This window comes from Pseudomonas sp. MWU13-2105 (genome assembly GCF_023242315.1).
GTDB lineage: Bacteria > Pseudomonadota > Gammaproteobacteria > Pseudomonadales > Pseudomonadaceae > Aquipseudomonas.
The window spans coordinates 373,523-391,366 of the sequence record NZ_JALLIY010000004.1 but is presented as its reverse complement, the minus strand read 5'-3'; the positions used below and the strand labels follow the sequence as shown (position 1 = coordinate 391,366).

19 protein-coding genes are annotated in these 17,844 nt (G+C 61.7%); 4 read left to right on the top strand and 15 right to left on the bottom strand.

Annotation, left to right across the window (positions count from 1 at the left end; genetic code table 11):
- Positions 1–138: 138 nt before the first annotated feature.
- The 12 genes from msrQ to M5B96_RS08135 all read right to left on the bottom strand — a co-directional run bounded on the left by msrQ (position 139) and on the right by M5B96_RS08135 (position 10,824).
- Positions 139–765 carry a protein-methionine-sulfoxide reductase heme-binding subunit MsrQ gene (gene msrQ, locus M5B96_RS08190; RefSeq protein WP_248796174.1) on the bottom strand — a complete coding sequence of 209 codons (627 nt, stop codon included), beginning with the start codon at positions 763–765 and terminating at the stop codon, positions 139–141.
- The gene (gene msrP / locus M5B96_RS08185) at positions 765–1,778 is read right to left on the bottom strand and encodes a protein-methionine-sulfoxide reductase catalytic subunit MsrP (RefSeq protein WP_248796173.1); all 1,014 of its coding nucleotides are present in this window, start codon (positions 1,776–1,778) and stop codon (positions 765–767) included. The genes msrQ and msrP overlap by 1 nt, the downstream gene beginning before the upstream one ends.
- A gap of 63 nt (positions 1,779–1,841) precedes the next feature.
- On the bottom strand, positions 1,842–2,699 hold the full coding sequence (gene pssA, locus M5B96_RS08180) for a CDP-diacylglycerol--serine O-phosphatidyltransferase (RefSeq protein ID WP_191489653.1): 858 nt from the start codon (positions 2,697–2,699) through the stop codon (positions 1,842–1,844).
- 126 nt (positions 2,700–2,825) lie between these two features.
- Positions 2,826–3,983 carry a glutathionylspermidine synthase family protein gene (locus M5B96_RS08175; RefSeq protein WP_248796172.1) on the bottom strand — a complete coding sequence of 386 codons (1,158 nt, stop codon included), beginning with the start codon at positions 3,981–3,983 and terminating at the stop codon, positions 2,826–2,828.
- Between the two features lie 14 nt (positions 3,984–3,997).
- The gene (locus M5B96_RS08170; RefSeq protein ID WP_248796171.1) at positions 3,998–4,735 is read right to left on the bottom strand and encodes a DUF1190 domain-containing protein; all 738 of its coding nucleotides are present in this window, start codon (positions 4,733–4,735) and stop codon (positions 3,998–4,000) included.
- A gap of 27 nt (positions 4,736–4,762) precedes the next feature.
- On the bottom strand, positions 4,763–5,188 hold the full coding sequence (locus tag M5B96_RS08165; RefSeq protein ID WP_248796170.1) for a DUF350 domain-containing protein: 426 nt from the start codon (positions 5,186–5,188) through the stop codon (positions 4,763–4,765).
- A gap of 13 nt (positions 5,189–5,201) precedes the next feature.
- Complete coding sequence (locus M5B96_RS08160; RefSeq protein WP_248796169.1) at positions 5,202–5,861, bottom strand: DUF2491 family protein; 660 nt, start codon at positions 5,859–5,861, stop codon at positions 5,202–5,204.
- Between the two features lie 97 nt (positions 5,862–5,958).
- Positions 5,959–6,663 carry a PspA/IM30 family protein gene (locus tag M5B96_RS08155; RefSeq protein ID WP_248796168.1) on the bottom strand — a complete coding sequence of 235 codons (705 nt, stop codon included), beginning with the start codon at positions 6,661–6,663 and terminating at the stop codon, positions 5,959–5,961.
- Positions 6,664–6,685: 22 nt separating this feature from the next.
- Positions 6,686–7,357 (bottom strand): YjfI family protein, encoded by a 672-nt coding sequence (locus M5B96_RS08150; protein WP_248796167.1) that lies wholly within the window; start codon positions 7,355–7,357, stop codon positions 6,686–6,688.
- 176 nt (positions 7,358–7,533) lie between these two features.
- A complete protein-coding gene (ilvC, locus tag M5B96_RS08145; RefSeq protein WP_003212125.1) occupies positions 7,534–8,550 on the bottom strand; it encodes a ketol-acid reductoisomerase in 1,017 nt (338 codons plus the stop codon).
- A gap of 56 nt (positions 8,551–8,606) precedes the next feature.
- Positions 8,607–9,098: an acetolactate synthase small subunit gene (gene ilvN, locus M5B96_RS08140; RefSeq protein WP_003176102.1), complete on the bottom strand. Its 492-nt coding sequence runs from the start codon at positions 9,096–9,098 to the stop codon at positions 8,607–8,609.
- Between the two features lies 1 nt (position 9,099).
- On the bottom strand, positions 9,100–10,824 hold the full coding sequence (locus tag M5B96_RS08135) for an acetolactate synthase 3 large subunit (protein WP_248796166.1): 1,725 nt from the start codon (positions 10,822–10,824) through the stop codon (positions 9,100–9,102).
- Positions 10,825–11,226: 402 nt separating this feature from the next.
- Between M5B96_RS08135 and M5B96_RS08130 the strand changes: the two genes are divergently transcribed.
- Complete coding sequence (locus tag M5B96_RS08130) at positions 11,227–11,658, top strand: DUF4124 domain-containing protein (RefSeq protein ID WP_248796165.1); 432 nt, start codon at positions 11,227–11,229, stop codon at positions 11,656–11,658.
- 87 nt (positions 11,659–11,745) lie between these two features.
- On the opposite strand, the gene M5B96_RS08125 is transcribed toward M5B96_RS08130, so the two are convergent.
- From M5B96_RS08125 to mrcB, 3 genes are read right to left on the bottom strand one after another with little or no spacing between them, the layout of a single operon-like run.
- Positions 11,746–12,075, bottom strand: a complete 330-nt coding sequence (locus M5B96_RS08125; RefSeq protein ID WP_248796164.1) for a YqcC family protein — start codon at positions 12,073–12,075, stop codon at positions 11,746–11,748.
- Positions 12,075–12,854, bottom strand: a complete 780-nt coding sequence (locus M5B96_RS08120) for a tetratricopeptide repeat protein (RefSeq protein ID WP_248796163.1) — start codon at positions 12,852–12,854, stop codon at positions 12,075–12,077. Before M5B96_RS08120 ends, M5B96_RS08125 begins: the two co-directional genes overlap by 1 nt.
- A gap of 16 nt (positions 12,855–12,870) precedes the next feature.
- The gene (gene mrcB, locus M5B96_RS08115; RefSeq protein WP_248796162.1) at positions 12,871–15,201 is read right to left on the bottom strand and encodes a penicillin-binding protein 1B; all 2,331 of its coding nucleotides are present in this window, start codon (positions 15,199–15,201) and stop codon (positions 12,871–12,873) included.
- 116 nt (positions 15,202–15,317) lie between these two features.
- Between mrcB and M5B96_RS08110 the strand changes: the two genes are divergently transcribed.
- The 3 genes from M5B96_RS08110 (at position 15,318) to M5B96_RS08100 (ending at position 17,834) form a co-directional block, all read left to right on the top strand.
- The gene (locus M5B96_RS08110) at positions 15,318–16,871 is read left to right on the top strand and encodes an AAA family ATPase (RefSeq protein WP_248796161.1); all 1,554 of its coding nucleotides are present in this window, start codon (positions 15,318–15,320) and stop codon (positions 16,869–16,871) included.
- Between the two features lie 89 nt (positions 16,872–16,960).
- Positions 16,961–17,302 carry a pentapeptide repeat-containing protein gene (locus M5B96_RS08105; protein WP_248796160.1) on the top strand — a complete coding sequence of 114 codons (342 nt, stop codon included), beginning with the start codon at positions 16,961–16,963 and terminating at the stop codon, positions 17,300–17,302.
- A 259-nt stretch (positions 17,303–17,561) separates the two neighbouring features.
- Positions 17,562–17,834, top strand: a complete 273-nt coding sequence (locus tag M5B96_RS08100) for a TfoX/Sxy family protein (protein ID WP_177090230.1) — start codon at positions 17,562–17,564, stop codon at positions 17,832–17,834.
- The last annotated feature ends 10 nt before the right edge of the window (positions 17,835–17,844 follow it).

Sequence of the window (17,844 nt, the reverse complement as noted above, 5' to 3'; positions counted from 1 at the left end):
AGTCATAAAGGTCAAAAACAGTGTGAAAACCCGGGTTTTGCGGTGCCTGAACTGGCGCCTTCGCGGCGGTGCGGCGATCCGACAAGCTCCGCGAAGCTTTTAGCGGCCTCAAGGACGCCATCACCCGCAAGCCGGCGCCTACAGGGACCGCGTTGTTGTGGAGAGCGGCTTTTTTGCCACCAGGCGAGGAATTCGACGCGCCACCACAGGGATACGCAACACCAACAGCAACGCACCGATAGCGGCATACACCGTCCACTCCTTCAGATCAGCCCGCACGATCCACAACATATGCAGCAGCCCCAACCCGAGAATCACATAGACCAGCCGGTGCAACTTCTTCCAACGCGTACCCAGGCGACGCTGGCTGTAACGGTTCGACGTCACCGAAAGCGCCAACAAAGCGAGAAAACCCAACGCCCCGACAATGATGTAAGGCCGCTTGCGCAACTCGACAACCAACTGCGACCAGTCCAATCCGAGTACGAACACCAGGTAAGCCGCCAGATGCAGGACCACATAGGCAAAACACCACAAACCCAGTTGGCGTCGCACCGCGATCCAGCCCGGCCAGCCACTGAGTTTCTGCAATGGCGTCATGCCCAAGGTCACCTGCAACAGAACCAGCGTCCCCAAGCCCAACCGATCAACCATGACCTTTCCCGGATCCGGCCCCAGGGCCAGGCTCCAGGCCTGATACAACCAGAGCAACGGCCAGATCGCCATCGCAATGAAGACGCCCACACGCCAGAACGGATAGCGCATCAGTAGTTCTTCCGCAGATCCAGGCCACTATATAAAGAGGCAACCTCATCCGAGTAGCCGTTGAACATCTGCGTCTCGCGCACATTGGGACTGAGCAGTCCGCTGGGCAAACGCCGCTCCCGGGCCTGGGTCCAGCGCGGATGGTCGACGGTGGGATTCACATTGGCATAGAAGCCATACTCATCCGAGGCAATGCTTTGCCAGGTGGTCTTGGGCTGCTCTTCCACCAGGCTGATGCGGACAATGGATTTCACACTCTTGAACCCATACTTCCACGGCACCACCAGACGCAACGGCGCGCCGTTCTGATTCGGCAGTTCCCGCCCATACATGCCCACCGCCAGAATTGCCAAGGGGTTCATCGCCTCGTCCAGCCGCAAGCCTTCCACATAGGGCCAGTCAATCAGGGCAAATCCGGAGCGCTGGCCCGGCATGCTCTTGGGGTCCTGCAGGGTTTCGAAGCGAATGTACCTGGCCTTCGAAGTCGGCTCGACCTGCTTGAGCAACGCCGAGATGGGGAAGCCGATCCAGGGAATCACCATGGACCAGGCCTCGACACAGCGCAGCCGATAGATCCGCTCCTCCAACTGGTAAGGCTTCATGAAGTCTTCCAGGGCATAACGTCCCGGCTTGCCGACTTCACCATCCACCACCACCGACCAGGGTTCGGTTTTCAGGCTGCCGGCGTTCTGCGCCGGATCGCCCTTGTCGGTACCGAACTCATAGAAGTTGTTGTAGTGGGTCGCATCCTTGTACGGGGTAATCGCCTCCCCCTTGACCGTCACGGCGCCCCATTTAGTCTCGGCCAGCTTCCCGCTAAACCAGGACGGCGCGTTTCCCGCCTCCACTTCGGCATAACGCGCCGCCTCGGCGGCACCGGACCAACGCGGCAGACTGCCGATCGCCAGCGCGGCAACGGAGGCACCGAGTACTGCACGACGGGAGAAATAGAGGGATTCGGGGGTGATATCCGATTCTTGGCAATCGGATCGCTTGGGAAGCTTGATGAGCATGGCAACTCCGTAGCATTGGAGGACTGATGCACCAATAGACTACGGAGTCCGCGGGAAATTACATCACTCGCCTGCTTTGTGCCGACGAAGATGCAACAGGTACTGGATGGGACCCGAGGCCGCATAGGCGAGGAAAATCAGCAACAGGATGCGCGGCGGATCGCTGAACACCACGGCGAACACCAGAACCACGGCGAGAATCGCCACAAACGGCACGCGCCCCTTGAGATCCAGCTCCTTGAAGCTGTTGTACTTGATGTTGCTGACCATCAGCATCCCGGCCGCCGCCACCAGCAAGGCCACCAGGAACGACATCTTCGAACCCTGGATCCCATAGTCGCTGAATGCCCATACCGTACCCGCCACCACCCCAGCCGCCGCCGGGCTGGCCAGGCCGATGAAGTAGCGCTTGTCGGCAGTCCCGACCTGGGTATTGAAGCGCGCCAGACGCAACGCCGCGCCGGCCACATAGATGAAGGCGACCATCCAGCCGACCTTGCCCATATCCCCCAGCGCCCAGCCGAATGCCAACAGTGCCGGGGCGACACCAAAGGCGACCATATCGGACAGCGAGTCATACTCGGCGCCGAAAGCACTCTGGGTATTGGTCATGCGCGCCACGCGCCCGTCGAGGCCGTCGAGCACCATGGCAACGAAGATCGCGATGGCGGAAAACGCGAAATACTTGCTCGCCCCCGCCGGGTCCCCGGCACTCGCGGCACTCTGCGCACTCATCGCACTGATGATGGCGTAGAAACCGGCGAACAGGTTCGCGGTGGTGAACAGGTTCGGCAACAGATAGATACCGCGATGGCGGACTTTCTGGCCGTTGGCGTCATGCCCTTCTTCGACATGTTCGTCGATGGGCAGCAGGCTTTCGGCGTCGGAGCCCTGACCAGGCTCTTCGGGACGTTCAGTCATGACATTACCTTGCAGCTAAATGAATGGTTTCAACAGCACTCGGCGACCGCTCTGGGACCGCAAAACGATCCCGCTTTATACCAGAAGCGCCCCGACCTGCGGAAAAACCCGGGATAGACAGGTCGATCAGCCCAGGACAACGTGGGGCAGGAATCGACTGCTGTCCCTGGTAATCAGGCTGTCGTCTTCGCGAATACCGATCCCGGCCGCGACATCCCCCACCACCCATGAACCGATCACGGTGTAGCTGTCGCCGAACTTCGGCAACGGGGAAAACGCCTGCAGGATGTAAGGCGCATCAGTGTAAGGCCCATCTTCGACCACCACCTGATTATCGCCGGTACGGATCTCGATGTTCGCCCCCTCGCGGGAAAAGAACGGTTTGCGCACCCAGCCCCTGGGCACCGGTCGCTGCGGATTCTGGTCGACGTAGGCAGGCAGCAGGTTGGGATGGCCTTCGTGGAATTTCCACAGCAGCGGCAATATGCCTTTGTTACTGACAATGGCTTTCCACGCTGGTTCGACAAACTGGGTATCACAGCCGGACACGGCCTGGCCGAACTCCTCATGGAAGATATGCTCCCAGGCATGCAGTTTGAACAACCGCTCGATCCAGCGCCCGTCCAGGTCGACAAAGCGGCCCTGGGCGGTGAGGCCGATATCCTCGATGTCGATATGCCGCGCCTCGATCCCCGCATGCGCGGCCATCTTGCGCAGGAAGTCGGTGGTTCCGCGATCCTCCTGCGAACCCGACATGGCCGAGAAGTAGAACGCCCCGCCGGGCGGAAACGCGGCGAAGGCCCTGACCAGATCCTCGGCAATGGTGTTGAACTGATTCGCCTGCGCCGGCAGTCCCCCCCGGGCGATCTGCTCCTCAAGCCAGAGCAACTGCACGGAGCCGGCTTCGAGCAGACTGGTAGGCGTGTCGTAATTGGCTTCCAGGCACTTGGCCGGACCGCTGCCGTCATACGCCAGGTCGAAACGTCCGTACAAATGCGGATGCCCTTGCTTCCATGAGTCGCGGACCAGATCGAAAAACGCCGGCGGTATGGCCAGGCTCGCCAGCAGCTCTTCGCTGTCAACGACGCGCTCGACCACATCCAGGCACAGGTCATGCAATGCCTTGGTCGGCGCTTCCAGGTCGCGGCTGACCTGCTCTTCGGTGAACAGGTAATAACCGCGCTCATCCCAATAGCGCTCGCCACCAATGGTGTGGAAAGCAAAACCTTCGCGCTCGACGCGTTCACGCCAGTAGGGGCGCTCTTCGATACCGATTTTTTTCACCCTGCCCGCTCCCCTCAACCACCGGAACTGAAGATGCCGCTGCTCTTGCCGCCCCAGCCGCTGCGCGCGGTCGCCTGGCTACCGAAACCGCCGCGCGAGACCGTCGAGGACACCGAGCCAGAACCGCTGCCCAGGCTCTTGCCGAGGGTCGCCGGGGTGTAGGTGTTGGTGGAACTGCTGCGGGCCTGGGTCGAACGGCTGAACGACTTGCCCTGCTCGATCTGCTGCGACAGCGTCGAACTACCATAGCTACCGCGATTGTCGCGACTGTCGTAGATCGGTTGGGAATAGTAGCGCCCGCCGCCACCGCTGTTGCTGAGCAGATTGCCCAGCAACAACCCGGTCAGCAGACCGCCACTCCCACCGCCGCCACCATTGCCCGACTGCGCGGCTGCCTGCTGGGCCTGTTCAAGGTCCTTGCGTGGCACATCGCCAGACATCGCCAGCTCGAAACCGCCCATCTTTGGCATGTACTTGCCGTCCGGGGTGACCTGGCAATAGCCGGGAACGAAGTCGCTGTCGCAGGAGGCCTGGTCGTCATAGGTCGGCGCGATACGCCGGTGATCGGCCAGCGCCTGCATGAAGGCGTCGGAGCAGACCTCCACCGGCACTTTCGCCGCCACGCACTCCTCGACCGATTTGAAGTTGCTCTTCGTGTTGACGGCAACGGTGTCCTGGGACGCACCACAAGCAGAAAGCGCCAACGGGAAGGTACCGGCCAGCAACAGTTTTACGGAGCTACGGGTTCTCATCGAATGATCCTTATCCTTGCCCTGGGCTCAGGTCGACGGCGTCATGCAGGCCGAATTCAGCAACCCGACACTGATGGCCACCGACGCCGAATAGATCGCCGCCGCCAACTCACCGCGCACGATACGCGCCGACAGCCCCTTGAGCACCAGGCTGGTCACGGCAAACGCCAGCAACTGCACCACGGCTGCGATCAACACCCAGACGACGACGTCGACGACACTGATGCTGTTGGCAATGATATTGCTGGCCGGCAGGGCAAAACCCACCATGGAACCGCCCAGCGCAATCGCCGCGGCGGTATTGCCCTCGCGGATCAGGGCAAACTCCTTGTGCGGTGTCAGGCGGGTATAGATGAACTGGAACAACACGAACAGGACAGCCGCCACCGCCATATAGAGGATGAAGCCATATACCGCGGTGGCGTTGAGCGATAGGCGCAGCGCTTCAAGCATGATGATTTCCTTGTCAGAGAACTTCGATATCGGTGATTTGCAGCGTCACGCCAACAGCGGTGGACAGGGTGATCACCCCCTCTTCGTCTTCCTCGACCGAAAAAAGCAGGAATTCCCGGCGGTTGAGCAGGCCGATCTCGCGCGCATAGAGCATGCTCAGGTGCCTGATCGAGTAGGCGCCGTCCGGGCTCTTGACCCACTCCTGCATCGGCGTGAGTTCGGTCTGCCCGTCTTCGCCGCCCCATTGCCGGGCATACTCCTCGCCCTCGAGCTCGTAGAGCGGCATGCCGATCTTCGCATTCGGGCCGGTCAGTTGCAGCAATTGTTCCTTGCTGTTGATCGTGGTGACATCGTGGTAGCCGAACAGGATCAGGTCCTGGATATCCTCGGCCGCGGGACCGTCCATGACCACTTGCAGGAAGTAATCCTCGTTGTCGAGGTAAAACCGCTGCAAGCGCATCGACTGCCCGAGATCGATATCGCCCACCGCCCAGACTTTCTCGTCATCGGGTACCACTACATGGGACTGCCCTTCAAGCAACAGCCTCAAGGAACGATCCAGGCACAGCATCCGCCCCGAGGCCAATCCCAGGGGATTGCCCGGCGCTAGCGGGGTCGTGCCCGCGGCAGGCGTCGGCGCCTCGAATCCCATGGCGCGCTTGATCCAACTCATCGTGTCTCTCCTTGCTGTCGCGACAATGCACTACCCAAGCGGTTTTTCAGACGGCAAAAAGGGCAAGGCGCTCACGCGCTTGCCCCGTGACCGCAACTTACTGGCCCGAGCCAGGATTCTGCCGGGCCTTCAGGCGCGCCAGCACGTCACTGCCGCTGCCCGACTTGGCGCCGATACCGGCTTCCTGCAGGCGACGTTCCAGATCGCCGCCATTGGACTCGTCAGCCAATTCCTGCGCCGCATCCAGCTTGGCGTCGCGTTCATCCTGGCGCTGCTTGATCCGCGCCAGCGAACCGACCGCCGTTTCCAACTTGCCATTCGCCCCGCCGGTGGCAGCCGCCGTGGCGACGCGGGCCTGCTGGACCGTCTCGCGGGCCTTGGCCATCTCGACCTGCTGCTTCAAACCCTTGATCTGGTTTTCCGCCTTGATCACCTGGGCATGCAGCATCTCGACCTGGGCGCCGAACTGATCGGCCAGGAGTTTCTCCTGGTCGCGCTGGGCCTCGATCTCGGCCACCTTGTTGGCGCACTCGCCGGCCAGGCTTTCCGAGCCTTTGTCCAGCGCGGCCATGGCCTTGCCTTCCCAGTTGGCGATGTCGTTGTTCAGGCCGTCGAGTCGCTGTTGCGACAGTTTGTAGCGCGCCTTGATGTCCACCAGGCCGTTCTTGGCCTTGGCCACGGCATTTTCGGCGTCGCGCTGTTCCTGCTCGAGGATGCGAATGGCGTTGGCGTCGACGATGGTCTCACCGACCTCGGAAACACCACCACGAATGGCCGTTATGACTTTCTTCCAGATACTCATCGAAAACTCCTTGGGGACTTCATTAAACGTGGATGTGGTCTTCAAAGGCTTCCACCGCACGAATCACGTTCTCGGCCAGGGTGAAAATCTCCTGGACGATCACGGTGATCGTGGAAGCCGCGCTCAGCGCGCCGAACATGCAGTAGACCTCGGTGCCGTCGCCGACCCGCTCGATGCCCACGGAGGACAGCGGGAACAGGTCGCGGCTGCGTAGTACCAGGCTGTTGAAGACCACCGGGTCCTTGACCCGGCTCACTTCAACCAGGGTCGCGTCCACCAGGATCTGGTCGCCGGACACCGCCAGGTAGAGTGGCAGGTCGCCGAACTCGGTCATGCTCAGCTTGATGCTCTGCTCGGCGTTTTCGGCGAGGGTCAGCACAATCTCGCCACTGGACACGACCTCCAGCTCCGACAGCGCCTTGTGCAGCGAGTTGATCGTCCAGTTGATGTTCTCAGTCATGAAAGCCTCCAGTTTGATCCGTTCACCCAGGAAGGGCTGGCGTAACGCCTTTTCGATACCCCGCAGGGCGGTCGCATTCTCGGGAAGAATCCAGAATTCCCGTTTCACCAGCCCGGCGTCGCGCAGACGTGTACGCATATCGCGAACGTAGTCGGCGGTGGTCTTGGGCTTGGCCGGTGATGACGATTTCTCACCCGTGAGGGGCTTGTCATCCGCTGCTTTTTTACGGGGCATCGGTCCTCCGAAAAATCTTACATGTAAGCAAATTACGTCCTTTGCCTGGAATGTTCAACATCTGACACAAGAGCTTTGTGTGACAAAACAAAACGCCCCGACAAGTCGGGGCGTTTGTGTGCAGCCTGTACCGGCGCCCAGCCCCGAGGGGGCCAAGCAACCGGTTGAGCGTCGACTCAGTTCTTGGCTTTGTCGACGATCTTGTTCGCGCCGATCCACGGCATCATCGAACGCAGTTGCTCGCCGATGATCTCGATGCCGTGCGCGGCGTTGTTGCGACGCTTGGCGGTCATCGACGGGTAGCCGGTAGCACCTTCGCTGATGAACATCTTCGCGTATTCGCCGTCCTGGATGCGCTTCAGGGCGTTGCGCATGGCCTGGCGGGATTCGGCGTTGATGACTTCAGGGCCGGTCACGTACTCGCCGTATTCGGCGTTGTTGGAGATCGAGTAGTTCATGTTGGCGATACCGCCTTCGTACATGAGGTCAACGATCAGCTTCAGTTCGTGCAGGCATTCGAAGTAGGCCATTTCTGGCGCGTAGCCAGCTTCAACCAGGGTTTCGAAACCGGCCTTGACCAGTTCGACGGTACCACCGCAGAGAACGGCTTGTTCGCCGAACAGGTCGGTTTCAGTCTCGTCCTTGAAGGTGGTTTCGATGATGCCGGTACGACCGCCACCAACGCCGGCGGCGTAGGACAGTGCGACGTTCTTGGCGTTGCCCGAGGCGTCCTGGTAGATCGCGATCAGGTCAGGGATACCGCCGCCCTTGACGAACTCGGAACGCACGGTGTGGCCAGGAGCCTTCGGCGCGATCATGATCACGTCGAGGTCGGCGCGCGGCACCACCTGGTTGTAGTGGATCGCGAAGCCGTGGGAGAAGGCCAGGGTGGCGCCTTTCTTGATGTTCGGCTCGATTTCGTTCTTGTACAGCGCGGACTGGAACTCGTCCGGGGTCAGGATCATGACCAGGTCGGCAGCGGCAACGGCGCTGGCCACGTCGGTCACTTTCAGGCCATGGGCCTCAGCCTTGGCAACAGTGGCCGAGCCTTTGCGCAGGCCGACAGTCACGTCAACGCCGGAGTCTTTCAGGTTGCAGGCTTGCGCGTGACCCTGGGAGCCGTAACCGATGATGGCGACTTTCTTGCCCTGGATGATCGACAGGTCGCAATCTTTATCGTAGTAAACCTTCATGAAATTCCCCTTTATATCCAGGCCGTTCAGGCCATTCGCTAAATTAATTAATTGAGTTAGATGCTCAGTACTTTGTCGCCACGGGCAATCCCGGTGACGCCGCTACGTACGGTTTCCAGAATCGAGGCCGTCCCGATCGACTGGATGAAGCTGTCCAGTTTGTCGCTCGTACCGGTCAGTTGCACGGTATAAACGCTGGCGCTGACATCGACGATCTGCCCGCGATAGATATCGGTGGTGCGTTTGATCTCGGCGCGCTGGGCACCGGTGGCCTTGACCTTGACCAGCATCAGTTCGCGCTCGATGTGAGCGCTTTCCGAGAGGTCCACCAGCTTGACCACTTCGATCAGCTTGTTCAGGTTCTTGGTGATCTGTTCGATGACCTCGTCATGCCCCACGGTGGTCAACGTCAGGCGCGACAGGGTCGGGTCTTCGGTCGGGGCCACGGTCAGGCTTTCGATGTTGTAGTTGCGTTGTGAAAACAGGCCAACCACACGGGACAGAGCGCCAGGTTCGTTTTCCAGAAGCAGGGAAATGATGTGCCGCATATTAGGTACGCTCCGTCTTGCTCAGCCACATATCGCGCATGGAGCCGTCTTTGATCTGCATCGGATAGACGTGCTCGCTGGTGTCGACCTGGATATCGAGGAACACCAGGCGATCCTTCATCGCGAACGCTTCTTCCATCTTCGGCTTCAAGTCTTTCAGATCCGTGATCCGGATACCGACATGACCGTAGGCTTCGACCAGCTTGACGAAGTCAGGCAGCGATTCCATGTACGAGTGCGAGTGACGGCTGCCGTAGCTCATGTCCTGCCATTGGCGGACCATGCCGAGCACGCCGTTGTTCAGGCTGACGATCTTCACCGGCAGGCCGTACTGCAGGCAGGTCGACAACTCCTGGATGTTCATCTGGATGCTGCCCTCGCCAGTGACGCAAGCGACGTCGGCGTCCGGGAAGCTCAGTTTCACACCCATGGCGGCCGGGAAACCAAAGCCCATGGTGCCCAGGCCGCCGGAGTTGATCCAGCGGTTGGGCTTGTTGAACTTGTAGTACTGCGCCGCGAACATCTGGTGCTGGCCCACGTCGGAGGTGACAAAGGCATCGCCCTTGGTCACTTCGCACAGGGTCTCGATCACGGTCTGCGGCTTGATGATGCTGCCGTCGCCCTTGTCATACGGGAACAGGCCGCGATCACCGCGCCATTCGTCGATCTGCTTCCACCAGCTGGCCACCGACTCCTTGTTCGGGGTCTCGCCGATTTCCTTGAGGGTCGCGACCATTTCGCTCAGCACGCTCTCCACCGGCCCAACGATAGGCACGTCTGCCTTGATGGTCTTGGAGATCGATGCCGGGTCGATGTCGATGTGGATGATCTTGGCGTTCGGGCAGAACTTCGATGGGCCGTTGATTACCCGGTCATCGAAACGCGCGCCCACGGCCAGGATCACATCGGCATGGTGCATGGTCAGGTTGGCGGTGTAGCTGCCGTGCATGCCGAGCATGCCGACGAACTGCCGGTCGGTACCCGGGTAGGCCCCGAGGCCCATCAGGGTGTTGGTCACCGGCAGGTTGAGCATCTTGGCCAGCTCGGTCAGCGGCGCGGAGCCACCGCCGAGGATCACGCCGCCGCCCGAGTAGAGCACCGGACGCTTGGCCGCCAGGAGCATCTCCGCCGCCTTGCGGATCTGGCCGGAGTGGCCACGCACCGCCGGGCTGTAGGAACGCAGCTTGGCTTTTTTCGGGAAAATGTATTCGAACTTCTCGGCCGGGTTGGTCATGTCTTTCGGGATATCGACAACGACAGGACCAGGACGACCGGATTGCGCCAGGTAGAACGCCTTCTTCATGACTTCCGGGATTTCCGAGGCGTGCTTGATCATGAAGCTGTGCTTCACGATCGGCCGGGAAATACCGATCATGTCGGTTTCCTGGAACGCATCGGTACCGACCAGGGTGCTCGGCACCTGGCCGGAGATGATCACCATCGGAATGGAGTCCATGTACGCCGTGGCGATACCGGTAATGGCATTGGTTGCGCCAGGACCGGAAGTCACCAGGACCACGCCGGCCTTACCGGTGGCACGGGCGTAGCCGTCGGCCATATGGGTCGCGGCCTGCTCATGACGGACCAGGATGTGGGTCACGTCCGGTTCTTTGAACAGGGCATCGTAGACATGAAGGAGAGCACCACCCGGGTACCCGTAGATGTACTTGACGCCTTCGTCACGCAAAAAGCGGACGAGCATCTCACCGCCAGATAAAAGCTCCACGTTGTTCACCTCTAAAACGCCAGAATACCGTCCACACACTGGAGACGGGTCTTAATAGGTTTACTTCCCAGCAGAGCATGAGCGACGGTGGTCGCCGACTACGTCAGCACTGACTGAGCAAGTATTGGGAGCGCCCCAGAATGTTGCGGGGGTTTCCCACCCAGCGCGAGGTAACGCGTTGCGGGTGTAACAGGTCGGCGCGGATGTGCGCCTCATGATCTGCCGAGTGGGCCTGCTTCTGGCAGTCCCTCTACAGCGGACTTTGGATTGTTCTGATTCGCCCGGCCCAAGTCAAGTCATCTTGTGCGCTTTCTTCGAACTAAGCGCATGACAACGCACAAGAAAACCTTTCCCGAGGGAATGTGCTACGTTGCTTATCGCATTGTCTGACAAGGAAACCTGATGCGTAGAAGCATTCTGATAACGGGCCTGCTGCTCGCCTTGAGCCCGCTGTGCCAGGCCGGGCAGATCTACAAATGGGTCGATGCCCAGGGCCAGACGCATTTCGATGCACAGCCGCCAGCCGGCCAAGCGGCGACCGTGGTGACCCCGGCGATCGGCAGCGTCCCCGCGCCGCCGCCGCGCCCGGCGGTGCCCGCGAGCACGCCGGTGGGTGACCAGAAGGCCGTGGATGCCAAGGTCAAGAAGCAGATTGCCGACCAGGAAGTGCTGCGCAAGGCCTATTGCGAGAAAGCGCGGACCAACCTGGCACAACTGGAAAACAATGCACGGGTACGTGAAGAGATCAATGGCGAAGTGCGCCGCCTGACCGAAGAAGAACGCCAGACGCGCCTGCTGGAGACACGCAAGGCCGTCGAGGAAAACTGCTCGTAACCGTGGGAGCTGGATTACCGGCGATGACTACCGGAAGATCGATGCAGGCCTCAAGGGCCTTATCGCCGGCAAGCCGGCTCCTACAGGTCAGCGGGTCTCGGCAATCAACCGGTCGAACTGCGCCAGCAAGCGCTGCAAGCCCCGCCCCTGCCCCGGCCGCTGGGCATAGACCATTTCCGCCATGGCCAGAATCCCGGAAGCATTGGGCAGCGGCAGGTCCTCCTCGAGGATCATCTTCATCCGCGGCAGGAAGATCCACTGCAGCCACTGCTCGAACTCCAGCGTATCGACGCTGAAAGGCTCGACACTGGCCAGGGCCTCGGCACTGGGTGGCAGCTCATCCCAGCAGCCCTGGAGCCGCAGCTCCCGCTCGATCAGCAGGAGTTGCTCGGCGATCAATGGAAAACGCGCATCCATCAGTAACCGACCTTGGCCTTCTGTTGCGCCTGGGCGGCACCGGCGGCATCACCCTGCTTGCTCCGCGCCTGGGCGATGATGCCCCAGAGGTTGGCTTGCAGGTCCGGACGTCCGCTGGCGAAGCTCAGGCCGCGCCGGGCCAACTGCTCGGCCTGCGGCGCATCGCCCTGGGCCATGCGCACCTGAGCCAGCCGATAAAGCACTTGCGGTTCACGGGGTGCCACGCGCTGGGCACGTTCAAGGCTCGACGAGGCTCCATTGAGATCGCCACTGGATTGCTGCTGCTGGGCGGTGGTCAACAATGCCAGCACCGGGCCGTCCAGCTGTTCATCGGCGGACAGGCCACTGTTGTTGTTCGACGGAACACCGCTCGGCGCCACCGGGCTCGGCATGTTGTAGCTGCCCTGAGTGACCGGCGGGGTGTACGTGCCTTGATTATAGGCACCCGAGTCACCCGGCACGGCCTGGATCGGCGTGCTGTTCGCCGGCCCCGGGGTAATCGGCCCCGGCGTGAACGGTTCGGTACTGATCGGCGCCGAGCTGGTCGCCCCGCCGCCCGGAATCATCACCACCACGCCGGAATCCTGCGGGACCGCCTGGGTCTGGTTCGGCACCGGCCCCTTGACCACGCTCTTGCGGAACCCGCCAGTGGACGAGATCCGCTCGTTGTTGGAGACCGCGGTCCCCGAATCAACCACCGGGATCGAACCCCGTGGCACGCTGGAACAACCACCCAGTACGGTCAGCGCTGCAAAAGCTGGAATCCACCACTTGTTCACGTCAAACCCTCTTCGCTCAATTCAACCAGCCCTTGACCCAATCCATCACTTCGGTGGCCGGCGCGGGGGCCGCGCCACCGCACGAAGCGCCAGGCACCGGTTCACTGCCGCGAATATACGGCATCTGCACCGCGCCCGGGCAATTGGCATCGGAGCCTTGCCCGCTGTGCGGATCGACCCAGGCCTGGACCACGTTATCCGGCTGCGGCATGTCCAGTGGCAGCGGGTCGGCCTTGCGCATGAAGCTGGTCCAGACCTGCAAGGCACCGCTGGCCCCGGTAAATGGCGTCTTGCCGTTGTCATCGCGCCCGAGCCAGACCACCGCCAGCAGATCCTGGCCGAAACCGGCGAACCAGCTGTCGCGCGAGTCGTTGCTGGTACCGGTCTTGCCAGCCAGGGTCAGGGTCTTGGGCAGGACATTGTAAACCCCGCTCCCGGTACCTTCGCGCATCACCCGCTGCATGGCCGCCTGGATCAGGTAGATCGAGCCCGCGTCGAAGCGCTGCTGGATCTGGAACGGATAACGCTTGAGCGGCTGGCCCTCGGCCGTCAGGACACTGCGAATACCGCGCATCGGCGTGTTGAAGCCGCCGTTGGCCAGGGTCTGGTACATGGTCGCGATATCCATCGGAGTCATGCTCGCGGCCCCCAGCAACATCGAAGGAAAGGCCGGGAACTCGCGGGTGACACCAAGGCGACCGAGGGTCTTGAGGACATTCGGCACGCCGACCTCCAGGCCCAGTCGAGCGGTCGACAGGTTGTAGGAGTGCGCCAGGCCCTGATAGAGGAAAATCGTGCCGTGGGAACGCCGGTCGTAGTTCTGCGGCTTCCAGATCTGGCCGTCGGCACCTTTCACCGAAAAGGCTTCGTCGGACAGCCAACTGGTCAGCGTGTACTGGCTGGGTTTCTCCAGCGCCGTCAGATACACCGCCGGCTTGATCAGCGACCCCACCGGGCGTACCGCGTCCAGCGCCCGGTTGAACCCGGCAAAGCTGGCCTGGCGACTGCCGATCATGGCCTGGACCTCACCGGTTTCCGGGTTGGTCACCACCATGGCGGCCTCGATATCGTCACTGCCCTTGCGCCCGGCCAGGCGCTTGAAGGTGTCGTTGACCGAGGCTTCGGCCTTCATCTGCAGGATCGGGTCGAAGCTGGTGAAGATGCGCAAGCCTTCCTCGGTCAAGTCTTCGTCGCGGTAGTCTTCACGCAGTTGCCGCTTGACCAGGTCAAGGAAGCCGGGGAACGAGCTGTCCGCCAGGCTGCCGCGGGCGGTCACCCCCAGCGGCATCTTCTTCGCCGCCGCGACTTGCTCGGCAGTTGCCACGCCCTGCTGTTCCAACAGGTCGAGCACCAGGTTACGCCGCTCCAGCGCCCGCTCCGGGTAACGTCGCGGATTGTAGTAGGACGGGCCCTTGACCATGCCCACCAGCAAGGCCACCTGATGCAGCTTCAGCTCCGCCAGGGGCTGGCTGAAGAAGAACTGGCTGGCCAGGCCGAAGCCGTGCACCGCGCGCTGGCCGTCCTGGCCGATAAAGACCTCGTTGAGGTAGGCCTCGAGAATCTCTTTCTTGTCGTAATGCAGCTCCAGCAACAAGGCCATCATGGCCTCGGTGAGCTTGCGGCTCAGGCTGCGCTCGTTGGTCAGGAAGAAGTTCTTGACCAACTGCTGGGTCAGGGTACTGCCGCCCTGGCGCATCTGCCCGGCCGAGGTGTTGACCCAGATGGCCCGGGCAATCGACTTGGGCGAGACGCCAAAATGGTGATAGAAATCCCGGTCCTCGACCGTGACCAGGGTGTCGAGCAGGTACGGCGGCACCTGGTCGATCTTGATCAGGATGCGGTCTTCGAGGCTCTTCGGGTACAGGCCGCCGATCAGCAGCGGCTCCAGGCGCACCACCGAGAGCTTCGAACCGTTGAGCGAGGACAGCTCGGTCACATAGTCGCCGGAGAAGCGCACCCGCACCGGCTGGGCCGTCTCCATGCCTTCATAGAACTGGAAGCCACGGGTGTTCAGGTCCACGCTATTGCCGCTGACCGCCGCCGCCCCGGGGCCGTTGGCCACGGCTTCGCGACGATAGCCGAGGGCATCGAGCTCGGTGAGGAAGTCGTCCTTGCTCAGCTTCTGGCCGACGAACAGCTCCAGCGGCCGGGCATAGACCTTGGCCGGAATGGTCCAGCGCTTGCCGGAGAATTTCTCCTGCACGATGGCGTCGAGGTAGACGGCAAAGCCGGCCAGGACGACGAGGCCCACCAGGCTGAGCTTGATCGCCCAGCCAAGCCAGGGCCGCAGGCGGCCGGCGGGAGGTTTGGATTTAGCGCGGGAACGGGGGGATCGGGTACGAGTCATGGCGGCGGATTATACGCACTTTATTGATGTTCAACATGTACGTCCGGCGGTTTGCACCTGAGCCTCCAGCGGCCATAATGACCGCCTTGAATTTACCGCCCCCTGAAGGATCGCCAGTGAGCCAGTCCCTGATTACCGCCCTGCAAAACCCGGCCCTCTACCCCCATCCGGTGGAGGCTTTCCAGGTTATCGAAACCCATATCTCCTGGGTCCTGCTCACCGGGCCCTATGCCTACAAGATCAAGAAGCCGGTCAACTTCGGTTTCCTCGACTTCACCGAACTGAGCGGGCGCGCACACTTTTGCGCGGAAGAATTGCGCCTCAACCAGCGCCTGACCCACGACCTGTACCTGGAAGTCCTGCCGATCACCGGCAGCGCCGAGGCCCCGGTCCTCGGCGGCAGCGGCCCGGCCATCGAATACGCGCTGAAAATGCGCCAGTTCCCGCAAAGCCAGCTACTGAGCACCCTGCAGGCCAACGGCGAACTGACCGCCGCGCACATCGATGCAATGGCCCAACAGATCGCCGCGTTCCACCAGAACGCCCCCGAAGTGCCGAAAGACCACTATCAGGGCACCCCGGAAGCGGTCATGGACCCGGTCCGGCAGAACTTCGAACAGATCCGCCCGTTCCTCAACGAAAAAGCCGACCTGCTGCAACTCGACGCCCTGCAAGCCTGGGCCGAAACCAGCTTCGAACGCCTCAAGCCGCTGCTGCTGAAGCGCAAGGCCGAGGGTTTCATTCGCGAATGCCACGGGGACATCCACCTGGGCAACGCCACCCTCATCGACGGCAAGGTGGTGATCTTCGACTGCATCGAGTTCAACGAACCCTTCCGCTTCACCGACGTCTACGCCGACACCGGCTTCCTCGCGATGGACCTTGAAGACCGTGGCCTCAAGAGCCTGGCCCGGCGCTTTATCAGCCAGTACCTGGAGCTGACCGGCGACTACCAGGGCCTGGCGCTGCTGAACTTCTACAAAGCCTATCGCGCCCTGGTGCGCGCCAAGGTCGCGCTGTTCAGCATGTCGGCCGAAGATCCGGTACAACGCGCCAGCAGCATGCGCCAGTACCGCAACTACGCCAACCTGGCGGAAAGCTACAGCACCATTCCTTCGCGCTTCCTGGCGATCACCAGCGGCGTCTCCGCCGTCGGCAAGAGCCACGTCGCCTTGCGCCTGGTGGAAGCCCTGGGGGCCGTGCGCCTGCGTTCGGATGTCGAGCGCAAACGCCTGTTCGGCGAACAGGCGGTCGAGAACAGCGTCGGCGACGGCATCTATAGCCGCGACGCCAGCGTGAGCACCTATCAGCGCCTGCATGAACTCGCCGACAGCGTGCTGCGCGCCGGCTTCCCGGTGGTGATCGACGCCACCTACCTCAAGCGCGAGCAACGCGACGCCGCCGCCCGGGTCGCCGAAGCCACCGGCGCGCCGTGCCTGATCCTCGACTGCAACGCCCCGCAAGCGGTGATCGAAAGCTGGCTGGCGCGGCGTCAGGCCGATGCCGTCGATCCATCCGACGCTACACTGCAAGTGATCGCCGCCCAGCAAGCCAGCCGCGAAGCCCTGGGCGCCGATGAAGTACTGCGCACCAAGCGCGTCGAAACCCACGAAAGCGGGAGCCTCGACGCCCTGGTCGAGCAGATTCGCCAGCGCCTGCCGGGCCTGTAAAAACTATTTCAGCCGTGGGGTCGCAAGTGCTTCACGGCTGAAACATAGTGGCATTATACTGGCGCCATAAAACCAACAGGAGACGTCCCATGAGCCATCCCAAGTTGCTCGACTCACCCTTGTTCGCCCTGCTGCACAAGGATGACATCGCCGGCTTCAACAAGGCACGTCCCAAGGACGGTCCGATCGATATGCGCGGCGGTGACTTCCGCGGCCTCGACCTGCGCGAACTGAATGCCGAGGGGATCGACTTCACCGATGCCTATTTCCGCTCCGCCGACCTGCGTGGCGTGGACCTGCAGAAATCCATCCTGGCCGGTGCCAGCGTGGCCCATGCACAGATTTCCGGCGCTTATTTTCCGGTGGAACTGAGCCCGGCCGAGATTCTCATGTCGATGCAGTTCGGTACACGCTTGCGCTACAACGCCTAGCCCTGCGGGCGCGGACTCGCGAATGGCGGCAGCACCTGTCATCTGCTGCTTGCCCACGACCGGGATAACGCTCCCGCTGTACAACTTTTCCCTATGCGTAGCGTCCCCGCTCCGCGAGCCCGCATGGGCGAAAGCTGCGGCTTAGAAGCATTTGCACCAGCGCCGAGCAAAGAACCACGCTTTTCCTGCTGACCGCTACACTCCTTTCAGGCTTGCCTATTCTCGTCCACGCAGCGTTCGGCCGTCGCAAGGAGGCTTGATGAACGATGAACTGCAACACCTGAAAAACCTTGGCAAGACCTCGGCGCAATGGCTGCACGCGGTGGGTATCCACAGCGCATCGGATTTGCGTCGATTGGGAGCGGTGGATGCCTACCGCGCGGTACGAACCCGCGGATTCCGGGCCTCAAAAGTCCTGCTGTATGCGATCGAGGGGGCCTTGATGGACATTCACTGGAACGATATCCCTCAAGAACGCAAAGAAGCCTTGAATAAACAGTTGGAAGCGATATCGTCGCGTCACAAAAACTGATTTCGCAGGT